24 protein-coding genes are annotated in these 24506 nt (G+C 58.2%); 17 read left to right on the top strand and 7 right to left on the bottom strand.

What is annotated here, in order from left to right:
- Positions 1–32: 32 nt before the first annotated feature.
- Entirely contained in the window at positions 33–962 is a 930-nt protein-coding gene (locus RBB49_RS21765) for a LysR family transcriptional regulator (protein WP_306145003.1), read from the bottom strand.
- 117 nt (positions 963–1079) lie between these two features.
- Between RBB49_RS21765 and RBB49_RS21760 the strand changes: the two genes are divergently transcribed.
- Positions 1080–2009: a DMT family transporter gene (locus tag RBB49_RS21760; RefSeq protein ID WP_306145002.1), complete on the top strand. Its 930-nt coding sequence runs from the start codon at positions 1080–1082 to the stop codon at positions 2007–2009.
- Between the two features lie 10 nt (positions 2010–2019).
- On the opposite strand, the gene RBB49_RS21755 is transcribed toward RBB49_RS21760, so the two are convergent.
- Positions 2020–3036, bottom strand: a complete 1017-nt coding sequence (locus RBB49_RS21755; RefSeq protein ID WP_306145001.1) for an alpha/beta hydrolase family protein — start codon at positions 3034–3036, stop codon at positions 2020–2022.
- A gap of 121 nt (positions 3037–3157) precedes the next feature.
- Between RBB49_RS21755 and nagZ the strand changes: the two genes are divergently transcribed.
- The 11 genes from nagZ (at position 3158) to RBB49_RS21700 (ending at position 13076) form a co-directional block, all read left to right on the top strand.
- The gene (gene nagZ / locus RBB49_RS21750; RefSeq protein WP_306145000.1) at positions 3158–4177 is read left to right on the top strand and encodes a beta-N-acetylhexosaminidase; all 1020 of its coding nucleotides are present in this window, start codon (positions 3158–3160) and stop codon (positions 4175–4177) included.
- A gap of 11 nt (positions 4178–4188) precedes the next feature.
- Complete coding sequence (locus RBB49_RS21745) at positions 4189–5028, top strand: ScpA family protein (protein ID WP_306144999.1); 840 nt, start codon at positions 4189–4191, stop codon at positions 5026–5028.
- Positions 5018–5716, top strand: coding sequence for an SMC-Scp complex subunit ScpB (scpB, locus tag RBB49_RS21740; RefSeq protein ID WP_306144998.1), 699 nt, complete (start codon positions 5018–5020; stop codon positions 5714–5716). The genes RBB49_RS21745 and scpB overlap by 11 nt, the downstream gene beginning before the upstream one ends.
- Positions 5716–6855, top strand: a complete 1140-nt coding sequence (locus RBB49_RS21735) for an ABC transporter ATP-binding protein (protein ID WP_306144997.1) — start codon at positions 5716–5718, stop codon at positions 6853–6855. The genes scpB and RBB49_RS21735 overlap by 1 nt, the downstream gene beginning before the upstream one ends.
- A gap of 133 nt (positions 6856–6988) precedes the next feature.
- Entirely contained in the window at positions 6989–7213 is a 225-nt protein-coding gene (locus RBB49_RS21730) for a twin-arginine translocase TatA/TatE family subunit (RefSeq protein ID WP_305985536.1), read from the top strand.
- Between the two features lie 40 nt (positions 7214–7253).
- Complete coding sequence (gene tatB, locus RBB49_RS21725) at positions 7254–7706, top strand: Sec-independent protein translocase protein TatB (RefSeq protein WP_306144996.1); 453 nt, start codon at positions 7254–7256, stop codon at positions 7704–7706.
- Positions 7703–8503 (top strand): twin-arginine translocase subunit TatC, encoded by an 801-nt coding sequence (gene tatC / locus RBB49_RS21720; protein ID WP_306144995.1) that lies wholly within the window; start codon positions 7703–7705, stop codon positions 8501–8503. Before tatB ends, tatC begins: the two co-directional genes overlap by 4 nt.
- 73 nt (positions 8504–8576) lie before the next feature.
- Positions 8577–9857, top strand: a complete 1281-nt coding sequence (gene serS / locus RBB49_RS21715) for a serine--tRNA ligase (protein ID WP_306144994.1) — start codon at positions 8577–8579, stop codon at positions 9855–9857.
- Positions 9858–9971: 114 nt separating this feature from the next.
- Positions 9972–10730 carry a 5'/3'-nucleotidase SurE gene (gene surE, locus RBB49_RS21710; RefSeq protein ID WP_306144993.1) on the top strand — a complete coding sequence of 253 codons (759 nt, stop codon included), beginning with the start codon at positions 9972–9974 and terminating at the stop codon, positions 10728–10730.
- A gap of 21 nt (positions 10731–10751) precedes the next feature.
- Positions 10752–11444 (top strand): protein-L-isoaspartate(D-aspartate) O-methyltransferase, encoded by a 693-nt coding sequence (locus RBB49_RS21705; RefSeq protein ID WP_306144992.1) that lies wholly within the window; start codon positions 10752–10754, stop codon positions 11442–11444.
- A 576-nt stretch (positions 11445–12020) separates the two neighbouring features.
- The gene (locus RBB49_RS21700; RefSeq protein WP_306144991.1) at positions 12021–13076 is read left to right on the top strand and encodes a M23 family metallopeptidase; all 1056 of its coding nucleotides are present in this window, start codon (positions 12021–12023) and stop codon (positions 13074–13076) included.
- A 46-nt stretch (positions 13077–13122) separates the two neighbouring features.
- Here RBB49_RS21700 and RBB49_RS21695 read toward each other — a convergent pair whose 3' ends face one another.
- Positions 13123–13995 carry an ATP-binding protein gene (locus RBB49_RS21695; protein WP_306144990.1) on the bottom strand — a complete coding sequence of 291 codons (873 nt, stop codon included), beginning with the start codon at positions 13993–13995 and terminating at the stop codon, positions 13123–13125.
- A 238-nt stretch (positions 13996–14233) separates the two neighbouring features.
- Here RBB49_RS21695 and yajC point away from each other — a divergent pair, with 238 nt between their 5' ends.
- The 5 genes from yajC to RBB49_RS21670 all read left to right on the top strand — a co-directional run bounded on the left by yajC (position 14234) and on the right by RBB49_RS21670 (position 18476).
- A complete protein-coding gene (yajC, locus tag RBB49_RS21690) occupies positions 14234–14566 on the top strand; it encodes a preprotein translocase subunit YajC (protein ID WP_306144989.1) in 333 nt (110 codons plus the stop codon).
- A gap of 68 nt (positions 14567–14634) precedes the next feature.
- Complete coding sequence (secD, locus tag RBB49_RS21685; RefSeq protein WP_306144988.1) at positions 14635–16245, top strand: protein translocase subunit SecD; 1611 nt, start codon at positions 14635–14637, stop codon at positions 16243–16245.
- A 15-nt stretch (positions 16246–16260) separates the two neighbouring features.
- The gene (secF, locus tag RBB49_RS21680) at positions 16261–17208 is read left to right on the top strand and encodes a protein translocase subunit SecF (protein WP_306144987.1); all 948 of its coding nucleotides are present in this window, start codon (positions 16261–16263) and stop codon (positions 17206–17208) included.
- Between the two features lie 11 nt (positions 17209–17219).
- A complete protein-coding gene (locus RBB49_RS21675; RefSeq protein WP_306144986.1) occupies positions 17220–17597 on the top strand; it encodes an Mth938-like domain-containing protein in 378 nt (125 codons plus the stop codon).
- 27 nt (positions 17598–17624) lie between these two features.
- Positions 17625–18476: a phytoene/squalene synthase family protein gene (locus RBB49_RS21670; protein ID WP_306144985.1), complete on the top strand. Its 852-nt coding sequence runs from the start codon at positions 17625–17627 to the stop codon at positions 18474–18476.
- Positions 18477–18499: 23 nt separating this feature from the next.
- On the opposite strand, the gene trmFO is transcribed toward RBB49_RS21670, so the two are convergent.
- The 4 genes from trmFO to uvrA all read right to left on the bottom strand — a co-directional run bounded on the left by trmFO (position 18500) and on the right by uvrA (position 24136).
- On the bottom strand, positions 18500–19918 hold the full coding sequence (trmFO, locus tag RBB49_RS21665; RefSeq protein WP_306144984.1) for a methylenetetrahydrofolate--tRNA-(uracil(54)-C(5))-methyltransferase (FADH(2)-oxidizing) TrmFO: 1419 nt from the start codon (positions 19916–19918) through the stop codon (positions 18500–18502).
- 365 nt (positions 19919–20283) lie between these two features.
- Positions 20284–20433 (bottom strand): DUF1127 domain-containing protein, encoded by a 150-nt coding sequence (locus RBB49_RS21660; protein WP_306144983.1) that lies wholly within the window; start codon positions 20431–20433, stop codon positions 20284–20286.
- A gap of 387 nt (positions 20434–20820) precedes the next feature.
- Entirely contained in the window at positions 20821–20976 is a 156-nt protein-coding gene (locus RBB49_RS21655; protein WP_306144982.1) for a DUF1127 domain-containing protein, read from the bottom strand.
- A gap of 229 nt (positions 20977–21205) precedes the next feature.
- Entirely contained in the window at positions 21206–24136 is a 2931-nt protein-coding gene (gene uvrA / locus RBB49_RS21650; protein WP_306144981.1) for an excinuclease ABC subunit UvrA, read from the bottom strand.
- Positions 24137–24506: the final 370 nt, after the last annotated feature.

Genomic DNA, 24506 nt, shown 5'->3' with positions numbered 1-24506 from the left:
ATCGTGGCGTGTTACCGGTTTTGTGAACAGGATCATTCCGCGGCCAGTTTTGCACCTTGGGCGGCCCCGGTCAGACGCGGTGCCATTTCCTTATAGACGCGCGCAATCGCGTTCATAGCGGTTTGCACGGCGGGCTCGCGGCGAACATCGCGGTGGACAATGATGTGTTCAGCGTTTGTCAGTTCTGCAAGCGGTCCGGTAATTCCGACAAGAGACGGATGGCTGTCTCCCATGAAAACGGGCAGCAGAGCCAGGCCCTGACCCGCTGCTGTCATGTTCATGAGCGTTGTCATCGTGTTCGTGCGCATGCGCGGACGGCTGATCTTCCGATCCTCCATCCAGCGGGCCTGTGCGGGATACCAGAGATCGTCGGGTGCAAACCCGAGCCAGTCGCATTCGGCGCATTTCAGATCATGCAGAACTTCCGGATTTGCATCCACGTAGTCCCTGGACCCGAAAACGCCGTAGGCGACTTCGCCCACCTTTCGCGAAATGAGCGTGTCTGTCTCAGGCAGGCAGTTTCTGATCTGCAGTTCTATGCCGCGCGATTGATGGTCCGCGTGCAAATGGCTGGAGATGATTTCCAGTTCAACGCCAGGCATGAAGCTGCAAAGGTCCGCGAAACTGTCGGTGAGGATCCGCGCGCGCACTTCATCGACGGCAACGCGAACCACCTTCAGCGCGGATCCGGAAAGGTCCGGCAGAACGCGGCATGCGGCGTCTGCGTTCTTGCGCATCTCCGCAGCCAGAGGAATGAGACGCAAGCCGGCTTCGGTTGGCTTGAGACCGGTTGGTGTCCGGTCAAACAGCCTTGCCCCCACCTGGTTCTCGAAGGTTTTCAAACGGCGGCTCAACTGCGGCTGGCTCAATTTCAGCGCCTTTGCCGCGCCTGACAGCGATCGCATCCGCGCGGCCGCGTCAATCAGTTTCAGGTCATCCCAATTCATGTCGAACTTATACATAACTACACAGAGCTCCGCAATTCCATGCATTTATGCATGTCGGGCATAACGAATTGGCGGCTGAACGGCGCGCCGGATTGCTGATAGAAATCCGCTCCTCAGAAGGCAGGAGAACCGATGCCGCCGAATTCCGAATACCTACGCCGCGAGAATGTTGCCTTGGCCTATGCGCTCGCCCTTGCGGGGATGGCGGCCTTCACGCCCGTCTTTGCCGCAGGCAAGATTGCCGACGGGTTGTTGCCGGTCATCGTGCTTGTGTGGCTGCGCTTTCTTGGCGGTGCACTGACCATCGTCTGCTTTGGGACGATCAGGCGGGTTCCGATCTTTTCGCAGGTCAGCCCGCTTTGGAAACTCCACCTTATGCGTGCTTTCTGCGGCATTGGCGGTCTTGCCTGCACGATCTATGCCGCCAGCATCCTGCCGCTTGCAGACGCAACCGCAATCGGACTGACCAAAGGCATTATCGCCATCGCCCTTGCCGGGTTGATCCTGAAGGAACTGATCACCGGCCGGCATTGGCTGTCCGGCGGGCTGTGCGCCATTGGGGCCTATCTTGTTGTCAGATCGGTCGGCAGCTCGGACGGGTTGAGCACGTTCGCGCTGGATGGCGTCGTGGCGGCCCTGATGGCGGCTGTCTTCATGGCCTGCGAAGCACTTATCATGCGCTATATCGCTCAACGCGAAAACACGGTCACCATCCTGGCCTATGTGAACGTCTTCGCGTCGGTGCTTCTGACGGTTCCTGTCATCTGGATCATCCGCGAGCAGCAGATTCCATTGTCCAGCCTTTGGGCGTTTGCCTGGCTTGGTCCGGTCGCGATTATTGGCCAGTCGCTCAATATTTCAGCTTACCGGCGCGCCGGCGCAGCAACACTCGCGCCGATCTACTACAGCAGTGTCGTCCTGGCCGCTGCGTTTGCCTACCTTGTGTGGGGCGAGGTTCCTTCGCCGGTCGCTGCAGTCGGAGCCGGCCTGATTGTATTGGGCGGACTGGTTTTGTCCTGTCCGCTGCCGGTCCGCAAGATGCAACGTTCGAATGGCGGTTAACCTGGCAGCGTCAAGCGCCTAGCAGCTTGTTGGCCAGATAGGGCAGGGACAGGTCCAGCCGGTAGTCGATCGAGGAGTGATTGTCGTTGAATTCCTCGTAGACGCAATCGACACCATTGGCCTCAAGCTTCCTGCGCAGACGTCTGGCTCCGTAGACGAGATTGTACTGATCGACGGAGCCGCAATCGATCCAAAGACCCTTCAGAGACGTCAATGCCGCTACATGAGTGTCGATCATCTCGACCGGGTCCCACGAAAGCCACGCCTGCCAACGCTCTTCGATGATTTCACAGGTTTCCATGTCGACCGGCAGTCTGATGCCACAAAAGACTTCAGGGTCCGGATCCGGGTCGTAGGTTGCCGCCATTGCCAGCGTCATCAGGTCATGTAGCGCATTGCCCGGATATTTCGGGCCTTGTTCGAATCCGGTCACAAAAGCCTCGATTGATCCCGCCTTGGCAATTGCACGCACCGCGTTTGGCATCTCCGGCAGGTAACACAGCTCGAACGCCATATCCCCGGAGTGGCATGCCGCGGCCGACCAGACGTCTGGGTGCTTCATGGCATGCACGATGGAACCGTACCCACCGGACGATTTTCCGAACAAGGCGCGCTGTCCGCTGCCGCCACACTTGAACCGGCCCTCGATGTCTTCCAGCATTTCGGTTGTCAGCCAGGTTGCCCACGGTCCCATGACATGGCTGTCGATATACTGGTTGCCGCCTAGCCGCGTGAAACAGTCCGGGAAAGCGACGACAACCGGCGGCATTGCGCCGTCATGTATCAGCCGGTCCAGACGTTCCGGCACGTTTTCACCGAAATTCTTCCAGTTTGCGTGGGCTGGTCCGCCTGCCGTGAAGCCGACGATGTCGACGAGGAGCGGCAAGCCCGCGCCATCGTGCCCGTGTGGCACATAGACCACGATTTCGCGGGTCGCCGTGTCGCCGAGCCTGTTCTGACCGAGAATTTCAGACCTGTGGGACACCCTGTGGAGCGTGCCGGCCGGAATGTCTAGTCGTGCGCGCATGGGGTCTCCAATCCTGACTGAGTGAGCTTTCGGGTGCTTAGATTGCAAGTTCAGGGGATGGACGCAAGAGGAAGCATCCGGTTTCTTGACGCGTCAGGGGGTGCCGGTTAAGCCGGAAGTCATGACCAAGGCTTTTGTTTCCGGCTGTGCCGGAGTGACGCTGACGCAGGACGAAATCGCGTTCTTCAGGGATGCCGATCCCTGGGGGCTGATCCTGTTTGCGCGGAACGTGGAAACGCAGGATCAGCTTCGCGCGCTGACATCCGGGTTTCGCGAGGCCGTCGGCAGGCCGAACGCCCCGGTTCTGGTTGACCAGGAAGGCGGCAGGGTTCAAAGGTTGAAGCCACCGAACTGGCCGAAGTATCCGGCACCGAAGCTTTATGGCGACCTTTTCCGGTCGGACCCCGGCAAGGGAGAGCGCGCCGCGTGGCTCGGTGCACGGCTGATCGCATCGGATCTGGTCGAGGTAGGCATAACAATCGATTGTCTGCCCTGCCTCGATGTGCGCTTTCCAGACACGGTCGATGCGATCGGCGACCGCGCACTTTCCGCCGATCCGGATGTGGTCACCAGACTGGGCCAGGCGATGATTGACGGTGCTGTGTCGGGTGGCGTGCTGCCGGTGATAAAGCACATTCCGGGTCACGGACGTGCACGCGTCGACAGTCATTTGGAGCTGCCACGCGTGGATGCGGACATTTTGTCGTTGAAAGACGTGGATTTCCGTCCGTTCCAGGCACTTTCGGGCGTGTCATTGGGCATGACAGCTCATATCATTTACAATGAGATCGACCCTGACACCGCCGGGACGCAGAGCGCAAAGGTGATCCAGGATGTGATCCGCAAGGAAATCGGGTTTACCGGCTGTCTCATGAGCGATGACATCTCGATGAAGGCGCTTGGAGGTGACTACGTCGAGCGATCGCGCAAGATCATAGAAGCAGGATGCGACATTGTCCTGCACTGCAACGGTGAGATGAGTGAAATGGTGGCCGTTGCCGAAGCGGTCCCGGACCTGACGGGCGATGCTGCGCATAGGTGCACGGTCGCGCTCGACGGGTTGAAACCGCCCGAACCCGATTTCGACAGAAATGCGGCCTGGGACGAGTTTCGAGAAATCACCGGGCTGCACAGCGCCTGACCGGAGCTTGAATGGCTGAACTGGAAACGCATCGACAGATTTCAGACGACGGGTCCTACGACCTGTTGAGCACTGTCAGTGCCGAAGAAGAACGCGCGATTTCAGAACCGCAGCTTGTTGTGGACGTTGAGGGGTTTGAGGGACCGCTGGATCTGCTGCTTGGCATGGCGCGCACGCAGAAGGTGGATCTCGCCCGTATTTCGATCCTCCAGCTTGTCGAGCAATATCTGACCTTTGTTGCCGAGGCGCGGCGGATGCGCCTTGAGCTTGCAGCCGACTATCTCGTCATGGCGGCCTGGCTGGCCTTCCTGAAATCAAAATTGCTTTTGCCGGAGCAAAAGGACGAAGACGAACCGACGGGCGAAGAGTTGGCCGCAGCGCTTGCGTTCAGGCTGCGCCGGCTGGAGGCAATGCGTGAGGTTTCTGAAAAGCTGATGAACCTGAACCGGCAGGGGCGCGACGTCTTTCATCGGGGCGATCCGGAGACCATGTCGGTGCAGCAGAAGAGCATATGGGATGCCTCCATTTATGACCTGCTTTCGGCCTATGCCATCCAGCGGCAAAGGCAATCGGTCACGTCTGTCAGGGTTCTCAAACGGACGGTCTGGTCGCTGCAGGAGGCGAGGGAACTTCTCACCAGGCTGGTCGGGCGCGTCAGCGAATGGGCTCCGCTGAACGCCTATCTGCGCGATTATCTTTACGACAACAAGGACTGGGCAACGGTCGTGGCAAGCACCTTTTCCGCCAGCCTGGAAATGGTGCGGGAAGGCCAGGTGGAAATACGGCAGGGTGAGGCGTTCTCGCCGGTCTATATCCGCTCGATCGTGAAGGAAGACGCACATGACGTCTGAGGACGGGCAGCCGGATCTCGTCGAACAGTCCGGCGAGGATCTCCACGCCGACCTCGCCGGTCAGCGGATGGTCGAAGCCCTTCTGTTTGCGTCCAATGAGCCGCTGTCTCTTGAAGAGCTGACCTTGCGCGTGCCCGAGGGTACGGATGTGCTCACCTTGCTGGAGCGGCTGCAGAAACTTTATGAACCCCGAGGTGTCAATCTGGTTCGCCTTGCCGGGAAGTGGTGTTTCCGTACGGCTGAAGATCTCTCGTATCTGATGCACCGCAATGTTGAGGAGCAGCGCAAACTCTCGCGGGCGGCGCTCGAGACACTTGCGATCATTGCCTATCACCAGCCGGTCACGCGTGCGGAGATCGAGGAGATCAGAGGCGTGTCCACATCGAAGGGCACCCTGGACGTGTTGCTTGAGACAACCTGGATCAGGATGAGAGGGCGGCGGCGCACACCCGGACGTCCCGTGACCTATGGAACAACGGAACAGTTCCTGGTCCATTTCGGGCTTGAAAACGTCAAGGATCTCCCGGGACTGGAAGAGTTGAAAGGCGCGGGGCTGCTTGACAGTGCGGTCCCCGCTTCATTTGTCGTCCCGACCCCGAATGACGAAGTGGCATTGACGGAAGACGAAGATCCTTTAGAAGACGGGTCTTTCTTTGATGACGACGCGGAAGAGACCGCCGGAGTTTGATGCCACAGGAAGACAAGTCGCAAGTGTCGAGCGGAAACGGGCATTCGCCGGGCTGGGGTGCACCTGGCACCGCCGGTGCGACCATCGCGGCTGGTCTGGTTTTTGAAAACATTTCGCACGACTACGATGGTGTTCCGTCTGTCAGGGATTTGAGTCTTTCGATTTCCCCTGGCGAAATCCTCTGCCTTCTGGGGCATTCCGGTTGCGGCAAGACGACCTTGATGCGGATCGCTGCAGGTGTTGAAAGACAAAGCCACGGCAAGGTCCTGATCAACGGACGCGAGATTGCAGGCGATTCGGTTTTTCTGCCGCCGGAAAAACGAGGCGTCGGCCTGATGTTCCAGGACTACGCTCTGTTCCCGCATATGAGCATCCTCGCAAACGTCATGTTCGGGCTGACCGGTCTGTCGAAGACGGAGGCGCAGGCGGCGGCCTTTGCCGCACTTGGCCGTGTCGGCCTTGCGGACTATGCCTCTGACTATCCGCACGCGCTTTCCGGCGGCGAACAGCAGCGCGTCGCGCTGGCGCGTGCCCTGGTTCCACGCCCTGGTATCCTCTTGATGGACGAGCCGTTTTCCGGCCTCGACAAGCGTTTGCGCGACAGCGTGCGCGATCAGACCCTGGCGGTTATCCGGGAAACACGTGCGACCTGCATCATCGTGACCCACGATCCGGAAGAAGCGATGCGGATGGGTGACAAGATTGCTCTGATGCGCCAGGGCCGGCTCGTACAGCACGGAACGGCCTCAGAGCTTTACAACGCACCTGTCGACCTGTTCGCGGCCCGTTTCTTTTCCGAACTGAACCAGATCGAGGGGACGGTGACTTCGGCGGGTGTTGAAACTGCACTCGGACTTATGAAGGTGACTGATGGCGAGCAGGGTGAACGGGTCGACGTTTGCGTCCGGCCACAGGGAATTTGCCTGAACAAGGCGGGTCTTTGCGGCGTTCCGGGCCGGATCACGTCGAAGAGATTCGTTGGAGAGGTTGATTTGTTGTCGGTTGCGATCGACGGTCTCGATCACCAGGTGCAGGCAAGAGTTCGTGCCGGAAGCTCCTGGGAAGCGGGAATGGACGTCGCGGTTGATACTGATCCTAAAGACGTGCTTGTTTTTTCCCGCAAGGAGTCCCAAGTCTAGGTGAAGAGACTGCCCTGGGTGTCATCAATCTGTCTAACGGCGAAAAATGTTCTTCAGGTGTATGTTGCAGGGTGCGGGCCGTTTTTGTAAAAGGGCCAAAGGGCTTTAAAGCCGTTTATCAGGAGTTTGGCGTATGGGCATTAGTATTTGGCAGATCTTGATCATCGCAGTGGTGGTGGTTCTGCTGTTCGGACGTGGCAAGATTTCAGAACTTATGGGCGATGTTGCCAAGGGTATCAAAAGCTTCAAAAAAGGCATGGCCGAAGACGACACTGCCGATGCTCCGAAGACCATCGATCATCAGGCCGGCGACGCGGCACCGTCTGCGAAAGCTGAAGATCAGACCAAGGCGAGCTGATCTAATCTGCATCGCGTCTCCTTAAGGGACGAGAGTTCTCATGTTCGATATCGGCTGGACCGAGCTCATGGTGATTGCGTGTATTGCAATCATCGTCGTAGGGCCAAAAGACCTGCCGCGCATGTTGCGCACGCTTGGGCAGACACTGGGGAAAATGCGGCGCATGTCGCGTGAATTCCAGTCGACGTTCAATGATGCCCTGCGTGAAGCCGAGCAGCAGGCCGACATCGCGGACATGAAAAAACAGGTCGAGGACGTTGCCAATTTCAATCCTCTTGGCGACCTGAAGAAATCGATCGAGGAAGACGCTGCGCAAAAGGCGTCCAGGCCGATGACGACCAAACCGGCGTCTGCCGACACGGAAGCGGCCCCGGACACGGCCCCCGCGGCGGAGACCGGCACGGCGCCTGCCGAACCGAAACCGGCGGTCGCAAAGGCCGATACCGCGAACACGCCGGACAAGGCTCCGGCGACGGAAGATGTTAAGGCATGAGCCAGGATGATATCGACGCCTCAAAGGCGCCCTTGATCGAACATCTGATCGAACTGCGACAGCGACTGATGTGGTCCATCGGCGCGATCCTGGTGATGTTCGTCGTCTGCTTCTATTTCGCGACCGACATCTACAACATCCTGACGATCCCATATCTGCGCGCCGTCGGCGAGGGACATCCCGTGGAGATGATCTTCACCGCGCCGCAGGAATGGTTTTTCACCCAGCTGAAACTCGCCTTGTTCGGCGCGCTGTTTCTGGCTTTCCCGGTGATCGCCAGCCAGATCTACATGTTCGTCGCCCCCGGCCTCTACAAGCACGAGCGCGGGGCGTTTCTGCCGTTTCTCGTCGCGACGCCGATCCTGTTCCTGATTGGCGCATGTCTGGTCTATTTCCTCGTGATGCCGATGGCGATGGGCTTTTTCCTGTCCCAGGAACAGCTTCCCGGTGAGGGGCAGGTTGCCATTCAGCACCTGGCAAAGGTGAGTGAATATCTCGGTCTCATCATGATCCTGATTTTCGCCTTCGGCCTGGTCTTCCAGTTGCCGGTCGTCCTGACCCTGATGGGACGTGCGGGTCTGGTCAGTTCCGAGGATCTGAAAAAGAAACGTAAATATGCGATTGTCGGCGCGTTCGCGGCTGCTGCAATTTTGACACCCCCCGATCCGATCTCGCAGATCGGTCTTGCGCTCCCCACTTTGCTTCTCTACGAAGTCTCCATTCTGTCCGTGAGGCTGGTAGAGCGCCAACGCGCGCAGCGGGAAGCTGAACGCGAAGCGGAAGACGCGACAGCCTGAAACCCTTTCAGTCGGCGTTCTTTTGTCTCCCGGACGGATGGTTTTAACAACGACCGTTAGTCGGGAAGTGAAGATGTTTGACATAAAGTGGATACGGGAAAACCCGGACAGTTTCGACCAGGCCCTGGCCAGACGCGGTTTTGAAGCGTCTTCGGCCAAACTGATTGCACTGGATGATTCCCGCCGCTCCCACATCACGAAACTTCAAGACGCTCAGGAACGGCGCAACGCGGCTTCCAAGGAAATCGGCAAGGCCAAGGGCTCGGGCGATGATGCACGCGCGCAGGAACTGATCGACGAGGTCGCGCAGATCAAGGCGTTCATTCAGTCGGGCGAAGAGGAAGAGCGCCGGCTGGTTGGCGACCTGGAAGCGGCAATGGCCGTCATTCCGAACCTGCCGCATGAAGACGTGCCGACGGGCAAGGACGAAAACGACAATGCCCTTTTGAAAACGCACGGCGAAAAGCCGACCTTCCAGTTCAACGAAGCTCCGAAGGAGCATTTTGAACTCGGCGAGGCGCTCGGCGACATGGACTTCGCAACAGCTGCCAGGCTGTCCGGTTCGCGCTTTGTTGTCTTGAAGGGTCAGATTGCACGTCTTGAGCGCGCGCTCGGACAGTTCATGATCGATCTGCACACCGAGGACCACGGCTATACGGAAGTGTCGCCGCCGCTTCTTGTCAACGACAGCCCGCTGTTCGGGACGAGCCAGCTGCCGAAATTCGAAGAGGATCTCTTCAAGACGACGACGGATCACTATCTGATTCCAACCGCGGAAGTACCGCTGACGAATCTGGTGGCCGGAGAAATCGTTGCGGAAGACAGCCTGCCGCTTCGCGTAACGGCACTGACCTATTGTTTCAGATCGGAAGCCGGGTCTGCCGGACGCGACACGCGTGGTATGTTGCGCCAGCACCAGTTTCAGAAATGCGAACTGGTATCGGTCACGACTCCCGAGACGTCGCTGGACGAACTGGACCGCATGCTCGACTGCGCGGAAAAGGTGCTGCAAAAACTCGGTCTGCACTACCGGGTCATGACCTTGTGCACGGGGGACATGGGCTTCGGAGCGCGCAAGACATACGATATTGAAGTCTGGCTGCCGGGCCAGGACGCCTACCGCGAGATTTCCTCGTGCTCGGTCTGCGGCGACTTTCAGGCGCGCCGCATGAACGCGCGCTTCAGGCCGGCGGACAGCAAGCAGCCCGTTCACGTTCACACACTGAACGGATCCGGCATCGCTGTCGGCCGGGCCCTGATCGCGGTTCTTGAGAACTACCAGAACGGCGACGGAACGGTCACTGTGCCGGACGTATTGCGGCCCTATATGGGCGGACTGGAAAAGATCGGCTGACGGCTGAAGACGAGGGCGGGCGGAAAGCTCGGTTTTCCGCCCGTTTCCCGCACCGTGCGCCAAGGGCCCTTGGCTCGCATTTGCATTATCTCGATCCGGAAGGAGAAATTCCGCATGCGTATCCTGATCACGAACGATGACGGAATTCACTCTCCGGGACTGACGGCTCTGGAGCGCATCGCGCGCACGTTGTCGGACGATGTCTGGGTCATTGCGCCTGAAACCGATCAAAGCGGCGTCGCACACTCCTTGACACTCAATGATCCGTTGAGGTTGCGCGCACTTGATGAGCGGCATTTTGCCGTCAAGGGCACGCCGACGGATTGCGTGATCATGGGCGTGCACAACGTCCTGAAAGGGAAACCCGATCTTGTCCTGTCCGGGATCAACCGCGGACAGAACATCGCGGAAGACGTCACCTACTCGGGCACCGTTGCCGGAGCCATGGAAGGGGCCATTCTCGGCATTCGCTCGATCGCCGTGTCTCAGGCCTACAACTGGGACGTCCGTGCGGAACCGAATTATGCCGTCGCGGAGACCCATGCTCCAGACCTGTTCGCGAAACTCATCGACTTCGAACTGCCACCCTACAGTCTGCTCAACGTCAATTTTCCCGCATGCGCCCCGGACGACGTGAAGGGCGCCAGGGTCACGGTTCAGGGGCACCACGAACAAAGTGGTTTGACGATAGACGAGCGTCAGGACGGCCGGGGCTATCCCTACTATTGGCTCCGTTTCCGGGAGAGGGGCAAATCCGTATTTGATAATTCGGACCTGCAGGCAATTGCCGATGGATATGTGTCCGTTTCCCCGCTACGCATAGATCTGACGGCGCACGATCTCCTGGGTCATTTGAATGATGCGCTGAAATAAACCCGCGAAGGGGAGTTGTGCATGGCCGGTCTCCCGCCCGGCGACGAAGGGGCAAAGCAATCGTCAGCACTGCCGGACGAGGCAGAGGCGCGTGCCGCACTCGTGTTGACGTTGAGACAGCGCGGTGTCGGTGCCAGAGATGTCCTGACGGCTATTGAACGCGTGCCAAGACGTCTTTTCCTTCCGGCCCGGCACCACGGTCTTGCCTATGACGACATCACCCTGCCGATCGAATGCGGTCAGACGTTGTCGGCTCCATCCATGGTGGCCTTCACGGTTCAGGCGCTGGATATAGCACCTGATCACTCTGTGCTGGAGATCGGAACCGGTTCCGGCTACCAGTCGGCCGTCATGGGACATCTGGCAGAACGGGTTGAAACGGTCGATCGGTTCTCGACATTGACCGATCTGGCCAACCGCCGCTTTGCGGCCCTGAAGCTGGACAATATCTCTGCAACGCAGGCTGACGGCTTTGACGGTCTGAAGCAGAAAGGTCCTTTCGACCGCATCGTGGTCACCGCTGCACTCACGTCTGTTCCGGACAAGTGGGTCCAACAGCTGAAACCGGGCGGCGTGCTGGTAGCACCGATCGGACAGGCGCGGCAGCCGCAATCACTGATCCGTTTCACCAAGTCCGAAAGCGTGATGACCGCCGACACACTGATGCAGGTGAGAACGGTGATGCTGCAACCTGGAATCGCGATGAAACTCTGAGCCTGATAAAGGGTCTATGACACAGCGGTCTTGCGAATCCCGGGAGATGAGTCGCCCCGGATTTACTATGTTGCGTAGGTAGGAAAAGGTAATTCGCACGAAAAATCGACGGAAACGGGCCATTTTCATGGTATTCGCGGTGTATCTTTAGCCTTTATAAACCTTACTGCCGTTTACTCTTAACCATAACAGCCATTGTTAGCGGTATGAGTATAGGCGATGAAAAAGCGGATGCGTTCCCTCCGCGGGGATCTACTGAGCAAAGCGGCGACAGTATCACTCGTTGCAGTATTTCTCTCTGGGTGTTCCAGCGCCGTCGAGCGGTTTGGAGAGCCCCCTTACTACACAGGAAATACGCAAAATCAGCGTGAGATCCTGAACGGGGCACCTGCACCTGCTCAGCCGACTTATCAGGACATAGCCAACGGTCCGGGCGGAACGTCTGCGGGATTGCCCCAGTCAGGTTCTGCGCCGGTTACGACGGGCTCCGTAACCAGGCAGCGGTCAGACATTCAGTCTGCGCCCCTGCCGGCTCCAGCCGTCGCAACCGCTCCCGCCAGCCAAACGGCATCGCCGGTGTCGACACTGCCAGCGCCTGAAACGGTCAGTGCGTCCAATGGCAAGGACTGGAAAGGCTGGACTGGGACCGGTGGCACGCGCGTCACGGTTCGCCAGGGCGACAGCCTGAATTCGATCTCCCGCCGTTACGGTGTCCCGGTGCAGGCCGTAGCCTCCGTCAACGGCATCGACAATGCCAATCAGGTAAAGCCCGGTCAGAGCATTGTCATCCCGACCTATGTCTATTCCGATCGCAATGGCCATTCCAGCGCGACGGAAGGCGAGAACGGCAAGGTTAAATTGCCCAAGGTTGCGCGAAACGAAACCGTCGTGACCGGTTCTGTGCCGACAAGTTCGGGAAATGCGCCGCGTCCGGGACGCAAGCCTGTTGCGCAGCCGACCTTTACCCAGATCAGCGTGAGCGAGTCGGTTGTTGAAGAAGTGGACGTTGTTCAGGTCACGGCACTGCCGAAGCGCAAGCCGGCCGTTTCAAACGCAAGCCTGACGACCGCGTCGATTTCCACGGCGACGCCGACCAGGACCAAAACTGTCGCTGCCCCGGCAGTCGCCGCCCCATCTGCCCCTGTTCAGAAGGTTGCCCTGCCGCAGCCGGCGTTGACGCAGGAGCCGCGTCCGACAGAACCCATCAAGACGCCGAAAGTCGATGGCACGTCAAAGGATGCCGTATCGTCTGACGCCAAGTTCCGCTGGCCGGTTCGCGGCCGGATCATCTCCGACTTCGGCACCAAGCCGGGTGGAGGCAAGAACGAGGGCGTGAACCTGGCCGTGCCGGAAGGAACGCCTGTGAAGGCTGCTGACGACGGTACAGTGATCTATTCGGGTAACGAGCTGAAAGGCTATGGCAACCTCGTCCTGGTCCGTCACAGCGAAGGCTGGGTCTCGGCCTATGCCCATAACAGCGAACTGAAGGTCAAACGTGGTGACACCATTCGCCGCGGTGATGTGATCGGCCTTGCCGGCGCAACCGGATCGGTGAACCAGCCGCAGGTGCACTTCGAACTGCGCAAGGGCAACAAGCCCGTCGACCCGCTGAACCATCTTCCGAAACGCTGACGAGCGCAGGTCGAACTGCTGAAAGCCCGGCCGGTGCCGGGCTTTTTTACGTCAGCGCCTTGCCCAGACGTCCCGCGAGGTCCTGGATGAACTGATAGGCGACACGCCCGGAGCGGCTGCCTCGGGTGGTCGCCCATTCCAGGGCGTCGGGACGCCAGTCTTCCTCGGGGATTTCCAGATTGTGGAATGCGATGTAACCCCGCACCATATCGAGATAATCATCCTGGCTGCATTTGTGAAACCCGAGCCAGAGACCGAAACGGTCGGACAGGGAAACCTTTTCTTCCACGGCTTCGGCAGGATTGATCGCCGTTGAGCGCTCGTTTTCGATCATGTCGCGCGGCAACAGGTGACGCCTGTTGGAGGTCGCATAGAAAATCACGTTGTCCGGACGGCCTTCGATCCCGCCTTCAAGAACCGCCTTGAGCGATTTGTACGAAGTATCGTCATTGTCGAAACTCAGGTCGTCGCAGAAAATGACGAACCGGAAAGGGGCCGACCGGATGAGCGACATCAATCCGGGCAACGATTCGATGTCTTCGCGGTGGATCTCGATCAGCTTCAGGTCGGAACTCTGTCTTTCCTGATTGATGGCCGCGTGTGCTGCCTTGACCAGCGACGACTTGCCCATGCCGCGTGCGCCCCACAACAGGGCGTTGTTCGCCGGCAATCCTTCGGAAAACCGTCTCGTGTTGTCCATCAGCAGGTCGCGGACGCGTGAAACGGCGCACAGGAGCGAGAGTTCGACCCGGTTGACCTTCTTTACGGGCTGGAGGTTTCCAGGGTCCGGAACCCAGACAAAGGCATCTGCGCTAGTCCAGTCCGGTGTCTCGGCGCGATGCGGCACCGCCCTCCCGATCAATTCAATCAGGGAATCGAGTTTGGCATTCAAAGATGCAAGGTCGTTTTGCGAGTTCATTTTTCTTGCAACCCCAATCAAAAAGGCCCATGTGAGGCCCTGAAGCATGTGGCGGGAGGAGTAGCATGGGGCAGGGAAGGCGAAAACATCTGTTATTCCCATACCGGTACGCCAGAATTCGCTTGCAAAGCTTGAAATGAGGCGCGCCGCCGTTATAGTCCGCGCCACCAGAATTCAGTGCGTTTGATCCTTTTGCCGAGAGGCAAGACGCCTAACAAACGCCACCTAGGAGAGTTGAATGTTCATCACCCCAGCGTACGCGCAATCCGCCGGAGCTGCAGGTCCGGGTTTCCTGATCCAGATCCTGCCATTCGTGGCCATTTTTGCGATCATGTATTTCCTGATCATCCGGCCGCAGCGTCAGCGAATGAAGCAGCATCAGGAAATGGTTTCCAACTTGCGCCGCGGTGACACCATTGTGACCACGGGTGGGCTTATCGGCAAAGTCTCCAAGGTGGTAGATGACAGTGAACTTCAGGTGGAGCTGTCCGAGGGCGTCAAGGTCCGCGTGGTTCGTTCCATGGTTCAGGAAGTGCGCTCCAAGTCCGAGCCCGCCAAAGAGAACGCTTAAGCGAACGGCCCGCTCCGATCTATTTGCCGGCCGGACAGGGGTCCGTCCGGCCGTATTAAGGCTTAAACATGCTCCATTTCGCCCGTTGGAAAATTGTGTTGATCCTGGTTGTCGTTGCCGCAGGTTTCATCACGACCTTGCCGAATTTCTTCTCGGCCAAACAACTGGAAAGCTGGCCTGACTTCCTGCCGAAAAACCAGATGGTGCTGGGACTTGACCTTCAGGGCGGCGCCTATCTGCTTTATGAGGTCGATCAGGCCGATTACATCGAGAAGCGCTTCATAGCGCTTGAAAGCGATGTGCGGGATACGCTGCGGGAAAACCCTAGGATCGGCTACACCGGGCTTGATGCCAGACCGGACTCTGTTCAAGTCAGAATCCGGGACCTGACACGCCTTGATGAGGCGAGAGAACGTCTCGCACCGCTGGTCAATCCACTGGTATCAAACCTGTTCGGCGGCCAGCCGGTGGACGAATTCGACATGAGTGTCGAAGACAACGGGCTCATTCGCTTCACATATTCCGAAGCAGGCCTCGACAACCGGCTCCAGGCCATTGTTCAGCAGTCGATTGAAGTCATCCGCCGCAGGGTGGACGAACTCGGCACCACGGAACCGAATATTCAAAGACAGGGCACCGACCGGATTCTCGTGGAAGCGCCGGGCGAGGGCGATCCGGAGCGCCTCAAGGATATTATCGGGACAACAGCCAAACTGTCCTTTCATCTTGTTGACCGCAACATGACCGGCGAACAGGCCATGCAAGGCAGGCCGCCTGCGGGCACGTCCGTCTTCATGTCGGTCGACGACCCTCCGATTCCATATCTTCTGGAAACGAAACCACTGCTTGAAGGTGAGGATCTGGTCGATGCCCAGGTCGCATTCGGCCAGTATTCGAACGAACCGGTCGTAACTTTCCGTTTCAACCAGTCGGGAGCGCGGGAATTTGCGAGGGTAACGACCGAAAATGTCAACTATCCGTTCGCGATCGTGTTGGACGAAGAGGTGATCTCGGCGCCCGTGATCCGTGAACCGATCATTGGCGGCTCGGGGCAGATTTCCGGCGACTTCACAATTGAAGCTGCACAGGACCTCTCAACGCTCTTGCGGGCAGGCGCACTGCCGGCGCAATTGACCGTCATCGAGGAACGCTCCATTGGTCCCGGTCTTGGTGCGGACTCCATCGAGGCAGGCCAGATCGCGTCGATCATCGCGGGCGCTGCCGTTGTCATATTTATGATCCTGGCCTATGGCCGTTTCGGGATTATCGCCGATCTTGCGTTGATGACGAACATCTTCCTGATCTTCGGTGCACTCACGGTGCTTCAGGCAACACTCACGTTGCCAGGTATTGCCGGCATTGTGCTGACGATCGGTATGGCGGTTGATGCAAACGTTCTGATTTTCGAGCGAATACGCGAGGAGTCGCGAGCCGGGAGATCTGTAATATCGGCCATCGATGCGGGCTACAGCCGCGCGCTTGGCACCATCCTTGATGCCAACATCACCACGCTGATTGCGGCTGTTATCCTGTTCCAGCTCGGTTCGGGACCGGTCCGTGGTTTTGCGGTTACGCTCGCGATCGGGATTTTCACGACCGTCTTCTGCGCCTTCACCTTCAGCCGCTTGCTGGTTGCGCTTTGGATTCGGCGCCGCAGGCCTTCCGAACTTCCGATCTGATCCGGGGAAAAAGAAATGTTGCTAAGACTCGTTCCGGACAACACGCACATCAAGTTCATGTGGCTGCGGAAGTTCAGCTTTCCGCTGTCGATCATACTTGTCATCGCGTCTCTCGCCGGTTTTTTCACCGTTGGCATGAACTACGGGATCGACTTCAAGGGCGGGACGATCATTGAAATCAAGACGGACGGACCCGCGGATATCGGTGCGATCCGCTCTGAACTGTCGGCCCTCAACCTGGGTGACGTGCAGGTGCAGGAATTCGGCGCGCCTGACGATATCCTGATCCGCGTCGAAGAACAGCCGGGCGGCGAACTCGCCCAGCAGACGGTGGTTCAGAACGTGCGCACGATCTTTGCGGACGACAATGTCGATTTCCGCCGCGTTGAAGTCGTGGGGCCGCGTGTCTCGGGAGAGCTCGCCCAGGCCGGTGCCATCGCGGTCGCCGCGGCGCTGCTGGCAATCATGATCTATATCTGGTTCCGCTTCGAGTGGCACTTCGCCGTCGGCGCGATCCTGACGACCGCAAACGATGTTGTCGTAACGATCGGGTTGTTCGTGCTGCTGCAACTCGATTTTTCACTATCGAGTATCGCGGCGGTTCTGACCATCATCGGTTATTCGCTCAACGACACCGTTGTGGTTTACGACCGGATTCGCGAAAACCTGCGCAAGTACAAGAAGCGGCCGCTGACAGACATCCTTGACCAGTCCATCAACGAAACGCTGTCGCGCACGACGATGACCTCTGTCACAACGCTTTTGGCGCTGATTGCGCTCTATGTGTTCGGTGGTGAGGTTATCCAGTCTTTCACGCTGGCGATGATCTTCGGTATCGTGATCGGAACCTATTCGTCGATCTTCCTTGCAGCTCCCTTCCTGATCCTTTTGAACCTTCGTCCGGACGCTATGTCGAAAAATGACGACGACGAGAAGGATGCGAAAGCCAAGGCAACGGCTTAGGGAACGGCACGATGGAGATTCGCGACGCCCATTTTCCGGGCCGTGCCCCCATCGATGCCTACGGCAATGGCGGATTTCGTTTCGCGAACATGTCGCATCTGGGGGCGCTGCTCTGTGTCCCCAGCGGCATCTACGGCTGGCATGTAAGCGATCCTTCTCAATTCACCGAAGAGGCGTTTGAGCGGGTGTTTCAGGAGCAGGAGGACATTGAAGTCCTTCTTGTCGGAACTGGCGCGGACCTGCGGCCGCTTTCTCCCGATCTGAAGACGCTGTTCCGGGAAGCTTCGATCCTGGCCGACCCGATGTCGACCGGCGCGGCAATCAGGACTTTCAACGTTCTTCTGTCCGAAGACCGGGCCGTCGCTGCCGCCCTTCTGCCGGTGGACTAATTCCTCATCCGTGCCATATGGGCGTCTATGACCAGCGACTTTGATCATGCAGCCGAAACGGCACGCCAATATGACAGGGACAGGTACCTCTGCGCTCTTCTGGCACCGGAGACACATCGTCCGGCGCTGATGGCGCTTTACGCGTTCAATGCGGAAATCGCGCGCGTTCGCGACGTGGTTTCCGAACCGCTTCCGGGCGAAGTCCGTCTGCAATGGTGGCGCGATCTGCTGGAGGGAACGGAACACGGAGCGGCAGCGGCAAATCCCGTTGCAAACGCGCTTCTTCAGACCATCGAGACTTATGCGCTTCCGCGGCATGGTCTCATTGCCATGACCGAGGCCCGGATCTTCGACCTTTATGACGATCCGATGCCGGGCCTCAACGAACTGGAAGGTTATGCGGGCGAAACCGTCTCGGGCGTGATCCAGCTCGCCTGCCTGATCCTCAATCAGGGCGTCGATCCGCGAACGTCAACAGCAGCAGGTCATGCCGGCGTTGCCTATGCGCTCACCGGATTGATGCGGTCCTTGCCCTGGCACACGTCTCGCAGGCAGATGTTCCTGCCCGCAGATGTCTGTGAAAGACATGGGCTCGATCCCGAGACCGTGTTCCGCGGGGAAACGACGCCACAGCTTCGTGCCGTGCTCGCGGAAATGCGCGACCATGTGCGGCATCATCTGAACCGGGTGCGCGGCGAATCGTCCAACGTGCCCGAAAGCTGCGGCAACGCCTTTCTGCCGCTCGTACTCGTCGAACCGTATCTGAAGAGACTTGAGCAGGAGACCCTCGACCCGTTGAAACAGGTCGTCGAGTTGTCGCAGCTCAAGACACAATGGCACTTGTGGCGCGGATCGCGGCGTGCGCTTGCCCGCATCTGAAAACCTGAGCTGCGGATTTCACGTCACTCTGCGGCAAGCACGTCCGTGGCGAGGCCCGCCTGCCATTCCGCAAAATCCTGTTTTGCGCGGCTGGTCAGTGCAAGTTTCTTGGCCCTGGTTTTTTCCTTGCCCTTGAGCCTGTTGCCCTCTGCATCTCTGGTTGGTGTCTCAATAGGCGGAAACAGGCCGAAATTGACGTTCATGGGTTGGAAGGACCGGGGTTTTCCGGCTCCGTCTTCGCGTATGATGTGTCCACCGGTGATGTGTCCGAGCAGGGCTCCCATGGCTGTGGTGGGTGGCGGGGCGGCGATGTCTCTTCCCTGGGCTTCCATGACGGCAAACAGCCCTGCCATGCAGCCGACGCTGGCCGATTCGACATAACCCTCACAGCCCGTGATCTGTCCGGCAAAACGTATGCGCGGATCCGCGTTGAGGCGCAGCGACCCGTCCAGCACCTTCGGAGAATTCAAGAAGGTGTTTCTGTGGAGACCGCCAAGCCTGGCGAACTGGGCGTTTTCGAGCCCGGGAATCATGCGGAAAATGTCGGCCTGGGCACCGTATTTCAACTTCGTCTGAAAGCCGACCATGTTGTAGAGCGTGCCGAGCGCGTTGTCCTGGCGAAGCTGAACGACGGCATAGGCCTTGACGTCAGGTTGATGTTCGTTGGTCAGGCCCATCGGTTTCATCGGTCCGTGCCGGAGGGTCTCGCGTCCCCTCGACGCCATGACTTCAATCGGCAGGCACCCGTCGAAATAGGGAGTATTGCCTTCCCACTCCTTGAAATCGGTGGTTTCGCCCGCAAGAAGCGCGTCGATAAACGCTTCGTAACCGTCCTTGTCCAGTGGACAGTTCAGGTAATCCTTGCCTGTGCCGCCGGGGCCGACCTTGTCATATCTCGACTGGAACCAGGCCTTTGACAGGTCTACGGAGTCAAAGTGGACAATCGGCGCAATCGCATCGAAGAAAGCCAGCGAATCTTCTCCCGACCTTTCAAGAACGGCCGCAGAGAGCGCAGGTGAGGTCAGGGGGCCGGTCGCAATGATGACTTTCTCCCAATCCTCCGGCGGCAATCCGGCCACTTCGTCTCTTTCGATCTGGATGAGCGGATGTTTTTCGAGTGCCTCCGTGACAGCTTTGGAAAATCCTTCCCGGTCAACGGCGAGCGCGCTTCCTGCAGGAACCTGGTTGGCGTCGGCGGCGTTCATGATCAGGGAACCGAGCTGCCGCAATTCATGGTGGATCAGCCCGACCGCATTTTGCTCTGAATCGTCCGAGCGGAAAGAGTTGGAACAGACAAGTTCGGCCAGTCCATCCGTCTGGTGCGCATCCGTCTTGCGGACGGGCCGCATTTCGTGAAGGACGACATTCAATCCGGCCTGGGCCATCTGCCACGCGGCTTCGGATCCGGCCAAGCCGCCACCAATGACATGAATCGGGCTCATCTCAGTTTCCTGGGGTCTCATCCGGGCCTCGGGATCGAAGGTCGTCCGCGCGCCGGTCCGGTCAAATTCGTTCCGCCCTGATTACAGGCAACGGCGGGTCACTGCAATGATTTCAGGACGCGTCAAGTTTGTCAGTTTTTCGACGCAAACTCGGCTTTGGAATGAAATCGGGCTTGTGGGCAAAGCTTTGGGGGCAGGAAACTCCTTCAGGATTGCCTCTGCCCCTCGCGCGATCGCGCATAAAAAAACACCTGCCGGTGGGAGGAGGTACCGGCAGGTGTTTTTTTTGAGCATCTGCGCGTGAAGCGCAGAGCAAATGCAGTCCGGAAGCTGGGAGGAGGATGCTTGCGGACCGCAATCAGGTGTTACTTGATGGCCTGGCGGGCGAACCGGCTGATGTCGGCGCGTGCAATGCCGAGATCGTCAAGTTCACGGTTGGTCAGGCTGGACAGTTCGTCATAGGTCTGACGGAAGCGTTTCCAGTTATTGTATTTGCGTACAACAGTATCAATCATGGTTTAGGCCTTTCGCTATCTCATGGCCATGGCACCGCGGATCGGCGTCTGGCCCGTTCATCTCTTACAATCGGTATATAGAAAAATGGTGCACTGCGAGGTAGAGGGAAAAGCGCGAAGCTGATATGCAAAAAATGCAGAGATACAATTAGTTAACAAATGAAACATGTAAAAAATGATAAGCGGAATCCATCTCCATCTCGCAAATGCGAAATAGATTGTATGACCTGAAACTTTTTGGAAGCAGATGCCGGACAAACGAACGCCCGCCAGTGGGAGGAGGTACTGGCGGGCGTCGTTTCGACGATGCAGGACTGGGAGGAGGATGTCCTGCGTGTCACACGTCGTTGGGCTGGGAGGAGGATGCCCGCGGACGCGATCTCTAAATTACATGCCGTCAAATCCCCGGCGAGCGACGAACTTGATGTCGCTACGGCTGATGCCGAGATCCTGCAGTTCTCTGACCGAAAGGCGGGACAATTCGTCAACCGCACGACGGTAGCTAACCCAGTTGCTGTACTTTTTCCGCACAGTATCGAACATTTTCTTATTCCTTGCTGCGCAGCACGTTTCGCCGTCTGCGTCGTTGTTGATTTGATATATAATTCACCAACTAAAATAAAAGAAGTGCCATATCCGCATGACTGGCATGCAGTTTGTGCAATGCAATAAAATTTATGTGATCAAGTTCATTGGCATCAATAAAGTTCTCTTTATTCAGTCACATAAAGAGATAAGTGCGATGCAAAAAGAATCAAGGGGCAGGGAGCCGCTATTCAGCGGCATCCGATGCACGGTGAGGGCGGCGCTGAAGAAGTTCACCAAGGAACTGGCCCGTGTAGCTTGCCTCAATCTCTGCGACATCCTCAGGGCGGCCGGTGGCAACAACCGTGCCCCCGCCATCGCCGCCTTCCGGTCCGAGATCGATGATCCAGTCCGCCGTCTTGATGACCTCGAGATTGTGCTCGATCACCAGGACGGTGTTTCCCTGGTCCACAAGTTCGTGAAGAACGTCAAGCAATTTGGCAACGTCGTGGAAGTGAAGACCGGTCGTCGGTTCATCCAGAATGTAGAGAGTGCGGCCGGTCGATCTCTTCGACAGTTCTTTCGCAAGTTTGACGCGTTGCGCTTCGCCGCCCGAAAGGGTTGTCGCCTGTTGTCCCACCTTGATGTAACCGAGACCCACGCGCGCCAGGGTTTCCATCTTGTCGCGAACCGCCGGGACAGCGGAAAAGAAACCGGCCGCCTCTTCGACGGTCATGTCGAGCACGTCGGCAATCGACTTGCCCTTGAACTCCACTTCCAATGTTTCCCGGTTGTAGCGTTTTCCCTTGCAGACATCGCATGTGACATAGACGTCCGGCAGAAAGTGCATTTCGATCTTGATGACGCCGTCGCCCTGGCACGCTTCACAGCGGCCTCCCTTCACGTTGAAGGAAAACCGGCCCGGCTGGTAGCCGCGTGCCTTGGCTTCCGGCATGCCGGCAAACCATTCGCGGATGGGAGTAAAGGCACCTGTATATGTCGCCGGGTTCGAGCGCGGTGTGCGCCCGATCGGGGACTGATCGATATCGATGACCTTGTCCAGCACTTCCAGGCCTTCGATGCGGTCATGCGGGGCCGGATTGTCGCGCGCACCGTTCAGACGCCGCGCCGCGGCCTTGTAGAGCGTATCGATCAGGAAGGTGGATTTACCGCCTCCGGAGACGCCAGTGACACATGTAAACGTGCTGAGCGGCACATCCACATCGATGTCCTTGAGGTTGTTGCCGCGTGCACCCCGAACGGAAATCTTGCGTTTCTTGTTGATCTTTCGCTGGCCGTCCGGGCGCGAAATCATTTTGCTGCCGGACAGATATTCACCGGTCAGGGATTTCGGGTTCGCCATGATCTCGGAAGGCGAACCTTTGGCGACGACTTGCCCGCCGTGAACACCCGCGCCCGGGCCGACATCGACGACATAATCCGCCGTCAGGACCGCATCTTCGTCATGCTCGACGACGATGACCGTGTTGCCGAGGTCGCGCAGGTGCTTCAGTGTTTCCAGAAGCCTGGCATTGTCGCGCTGGTGCAGCCCGATCGAAGGTTCGTCAAGAACATAAAGCACGCCAGTCAGGCCGGAGCCGATCTGGGAAGCCAGGCGAATACGCTGGCTTTCACCGCCCGACAGGGTGCCGGAAGAACGTGACAAGGTCAGATATTCAAGACCGACATCGTTCAGAAACTTCAGCCGCTCGCGGATTTCCTTCAGAATTCTGCCGGCGATTTCGGATTGTTTGTCGCTCAGCTTCTCCGGCAGCGCATCGAACCAGTCCCTCGCGGCGCGAATGGAAAGTTCGGTGATCTCGCCGATATGACGATCGGCGATCTTGACGGCGAGCGCCTCTGGCTTCAGCCGGTAACCGCTGCAGGCAGGGCAGGCATGGTCGGACTGGAAGCGTGCAAGCTCTTCACGCACCCAGCTCGATTCCGTTTCCCGCCAACGGCGCTCGATATTGCCGATAACGCCTTCGAAAGCCTTTGCCGTCTTGTAGCTGCGCACGCCGTCGTCATAAACGAATTCGATCTCCGTTTTCCCGGTTCCGTGAAGGATCGCGTCCTGGACGTCTGCAGGAAGGTCTTTCCAGGGTGTCGACATCGTCACCTTGAAATGCCTGCAAAGCGCTTCGAGTGTCTGCGCATAATAGGGTGACGTCGAGCCGGTTTTTGCCCAGGGAAGGACCGCCCCTTCGCGCAAGGAGAGCGAGTGATCCGGAACGACGAGATCCTCTTCAAAGGCGAGCGTTGTTCCCAGGCCGTCGCAGGTGGGACACGCGCCGAAGGGATTGTTGAAGGAAAACAGGCGCGGTTCGATTTCCGGGATCGTGAAACCGGAAACCGGGCATGCGAATTTTTCGGAAAAGATAATCCGTTCCGGATCGCCTTTTTCGTCCGTCTTGTCGGCTGACTCGGCAATGGCGATTCCGTCGGCAAGCTTGAGTGCCGTTTCGAGCGAGTCGGCCAGTCTGCCTGCGATATCATCGCGCACGACAATCCGGTCCACGACAACATCGATGTCGTGTTTGAATTTCTTGTCGAGGGCAGGGGCTTCGGAAATCTCATGGAAGGTTCCGTCGATCTTGACGCGCTGAAACCCCTTTTTCATCAGTTCGGCAAGTTCCTTGCGGTACTCGCCCTTTCGCCCGCGCACCATCGGCGCCAGCAGATAGAGCCGGGACCCTTCCTCAAGTTCCATGATCCTGTCGACCATCTGGCTGATGGTCTGGCTTTCGATCGGCAGCCCGGTAGCCGGCGAGTAGGGAATGCCGACACGGGCAAACAAAAGCCGCATGTAGTCGTAGATTTCGGTGACCGTACCGACCGTGGACCGGGGGTTCCGTGACGTGGTTTTCTGCTCGATGGAAATTGCCGGTGACAGACCGTCGATCTGGTCGACGTCGGGCTTTTGCATCATTTCGAGAAACTGCCGTGCATAGGCGGACAGGCTCTCCACATACCGCCTTTGCCCTTCGGCGTAGATCGTGTCGAATGCGAGCGAGGATTTGCCGGAGCCGGAAAGGCCCGTCATGACGATCAGCTTGTCGCGCGGAAGGTCAAGATCGACACCCTTGAGGTTGTGCTCGCGCGCACCGCGGATGCTGATGACCTTCGTGGGATCCTGCGCCCAGTTATCTTCTTTCCGTCTGTTTCCGGACTTCGACATTCTGAAGGTTCCTGCCGTGGGGTGCGCCAGGTCCGTGCCTGCCGCTGATTGGAATGCAACTGGTTTCGACCGCATGGCACCAGATCGCCTCTACCCGATATAGCAGCTATGTGCGCAACATCCAGTGAGACCAAATGGCTGTCTGAAAAAATACCTCGGATACGGTCGTTCGATTGAGTTTCTTGTACAGAAATGATAAGAACAAAACAAGTACATCGCAACTTGCAAACGCGACGATTGTCCTGCCACGCTGAAGAATGCGGGACACAACGCGGTTTTCCCGCTCCTGCCTTGTGGAAAATGAGGGTTCAAGCGGGAAAACTGCGGCGAAACGGTTGGAGTGTCGTTACGGTTCTGCTTTCTGGCTGCT

The organism is Roseibium sp. MMSF_3412 (assembly GCF_030733265.1).
In the GTDB taxonomy this organism is placed as follows: Bacteria; Pseudomonadota; Alphaproteobacteria; order Rhizobiales; family Stappiaceae; genus Roseibium.
The sequence above is the reverse complement of the archived record's forward strand: the minus strand, read 5'-3'. Positions and strand labels throughout refer to the sequence as shown.

Excerpts from the sequence above, each read along its gene's own strand:
- RBB49_RS21765 (WP_306145003.1), bottom strand. The coding sequence starts at position 962 with ATGTATAAGTTCGACATGAATTGGGATGACCTGAAACTGATTGACGCG.
- RBB49_RS21760 (WP_306145002.1), top strand. The coding sequence starts at position 1,080 with ATGCCGCCGAATTCCGAATACCTACGCCGCGAGAATGTTGCCTTGGCC.
- RBB49_RS21755 (WP_306145001.1), bottom strand. The coding sequence starts at position 3,036 with ATGCGCGCACGACTAGACATTCCGGCCGGCACGCTCCACAGGGTGTCC.
- nagZ (WP_306145000.1), top strand. The coding sequence starts at position 3,158 with ATGACCAAGGCTTTTGTTTCCGGCTGTGCCGGAGTGACGCTGACGCAG.
- RBB49_RS21745 (WP_306144999.1), top strand. The coding sequence starts at position 4,189 with ATGGCTGAACTGGAAACGCATCGACAGATTTCAGACGACGGGTCCTAC.
- scpB (WP_306144998.1), top strand. The coding sequence starts at position 5,018 with ATGACGTCTGAGGACGGGCAGCCGGATCTCGTCGAACAGTCCGGCGAG.
- RBB49_RS21735 (WP_306144997.1), top strand. The coding sequence starts at position 5,716 with ATGCCACAGGAAGACAAGTCGCAAGTGTCGAGCGGAAACGGGCATTCG.
- RBB49_RS21730 (WP_305985536.1), top strand. The coding sequence starts at position 6,989 with ATGGGCATTAGTATTTGGCAGATCTTGATCATCGCAGTGGTGGTGGTT.
- tatB (WP_306144996.1), top strand. The coding sequence starts at position 7,254 with ATGTTCGATATCGGCTGGACCGAGCTCATGGTGATTGCGTGTATTGCA.
- tatC (WP_306144995.1), top strand. The coding sequence starts at position 7,703 with ATGAGCCAGGATGATATCGACGCCTCAAAGGCGCCCTTGATCGAACAT.
- serS (WP_306144994.1), top strand. The coding sequence starts at position 8,577 with ATGTTTGACATAAAGTGGATACGGGAAAACCCGGACAGTTTCGACCAG.
- surE (WP_306144993.1), top strand. The coding sequence starts at position 9,972 with ATGCGTATCCTGATCACGAACGATGACGGAATTCACTCTCCGGGACTG.
- RBB49_RS21705 (WP_306144992.1), top strand. The coding sequence starts at position 10,752 with ATGGCCGGTCTCCCGCCCGGCGACGAAGGGGCAAAGCAATCGTCAGCA.
- RBB49_RS21695 (WP_306144990.1), bottom strand. The coding sequence starts at position 13,995 with ATGAACTCGCAAAACGACCTTGCATCTTTGAATGCCAAACTCGATTCC.
- yajC (WP_306144989.1), top strand. The coding sequence starts at position 14,234 with ATGTTCATCACCCCAGCGTACGCGCAATCCGCCGGAGCTGCAGGTCCG.
- secD (WP_306144988.1), top strand. The coding sequence starts at position 14,635 with ATGCTCCATTTCGCCCGTTGGAAAATTGTGTTGATCCTGGTTGTCGTT.
- secF (WP_306144987.1), top strand. The coding sequence starts at position 16,261 with ATGTTGCTAAGACTCGTTCCGGACAACACGCACATCAAGTTCATGTGG.
- RBB49_RS21675 (WP_306144986.1), top strand. The coding sequence starts at position 17,220 with ATGGAGATTCGCGACGCCCATTTTCCGGGCCGTGCCCCCATCGATGCC.
- RBB49_RS21670 (WP_306144985.1), top strand. The coding sequence starts at position 17,625 with ATGACCAGCGACTTTGATCATGCAGCCGAAACGGCACGCCAATATGAC.
- trmFO (WP_306144984.1), bottom strand. The coding sequence starts at position 19,918 with ATGAGCCCGATTCATGTCATTGGTGGCGGCTTGGCCGGATCCGAAGCC.
- RBB49_RS21660 (WP_306144983.1), bottom strand. The coding sequence starts at position 20,433 with ATGATTGATACTGTTGTACGCAAATACAATAACTGGAAACGCTTCCGT.
- RBB49_RS21655 (WP_306144982.1), bottom strand. The coding sequence starts at position 20,976 with ATGTTCGATACTGTGCGGAAAAAGTACAGCAACTGGGTTAGCTACCGT.
- uvrA (WP_306144981.1), bottom strand. The coding sequence starts at position 24,136 with ATGTCGAAGTCCGGAAACAGACGGAAAGAAGATAACTGGGCGCAGGAT.